1 protein-coding gene is annotated in these 1,097 nt (G+C 60.8%); it reads left to right on the plus strand.

Features of this window, described 5'->3' with window-relative positions; all coding sequences use genetic code 11:
• The first annotated feature begins 111 nt into the window (after positions 1–111).
• Entirely contained in the window at positions 112–1,092 is a 981-nt protein-coding gene (locus tag TH25_RS24605; protein WP_114090867.1) for an NAD(P)H-dependent flavin oxidoreductase, read from the plus strand.
• The last annotated feature ends 5 nt before the right edge of the window (positions 1,093–1,097 follow it).

A 1,097-nucleotide genomic window follows, 5' to 3' on the forward strand; every position in this document is an offset into this window, starting at 1 on the left:
GTCAGGTCTTTGGGGCTTGCAGACATCCTTTGCAGACCTTACTATCAATATATTGACCGGATGTCCGGATTATGCAAGATCGCAGAAGCTTGCGAAGGAGGAATAGCCCAGATGCAGTTTAATACCCGAATCACGCGCCTGCTTGGAATCCGCCATCCCGTCATCATGGGCGGCCTGACCTTTTATGGAAGGGCCGAGCTGGCCGCAGCGGTTTCCAATGCCGGCGGGCTTGGCATGTTGACAGCCCTGACAGCCGGTTCCCCCGAGGCCCTGGCCCGGGAGATCGAAAAGTGCCGTTCCATGACCGATCAGCCCTTCGGGGTCAATCTGACCCTGATGCCAACCATGACCCCCGTGCCCTATGCGGACTATCGCCGTGTCATCATTGAAAGCGGCGTTGGCGTTGTCGAGACGGCCGGACGCGCGCCGACCGATCATATCGACGATTTCAAGGCGGCCGGAGTGAAGGTCATTCACAAATGCGCGTCGGTGCGCCATGCCCAGTCGGCCGAACGGCTGGGTGTGGATGTCATCTCGATTGACGGGTTCGAGTGTGCGGGCCATCCCGGCGAGGCGGATATCGGCGGCCTTGTTCTGATCCCGGCCACGGCCGACAAGGTGCGCATTCCGATCATTGCCTCGGGCGGTTTTGCCGACGGGCGCGGGCTTGCGGCCGCCCTGGCGCTGGGGGCGGATGCCATCAATCTGGGCACACGGCTTTGCGCAACGCAGGAGGCCCCGTCGCATCCGAATATCAAGCAACTCTATGTCGATAGTGATGAACGCGACACCAACCTGATTTTCCGCCCCCTGAAAAACACCGCCCGTGTCGTGCGTAATGCGATCTCTGACGAAATTGTCACCCGACTGGAAAAACCGGGGGCGACATTTGCCGATGTGGCCGAACTGGCGGCGGGCACCCGCGGCCGCGAGGCCCTGGTGTCGGGCGACCGCGATGGTGGCGTCATCTGGGGCGGGCAGTCAATGGGCCTGATCCACGACATTCCCACCTGCAAAGACCTGATCCATCGCATCGTCCGCGAAGCCAGCGACAGGATCGACATCCTGCAAAATAGCCAAATCGAAAAGTGAGGCGA

The sequence above is a fragment of the Thalassospira profundimaris genome, from assembly GCF_003326755.1.
In the GTDB taxonomy this organism is placed as follows: domain Bacteria; phylum Pseudomonadota; class Alphaproteobacteria; order Rhodospirillales; family Thalassospiraceae; genus Thalassospira; species Thalassospira profundimaris_B.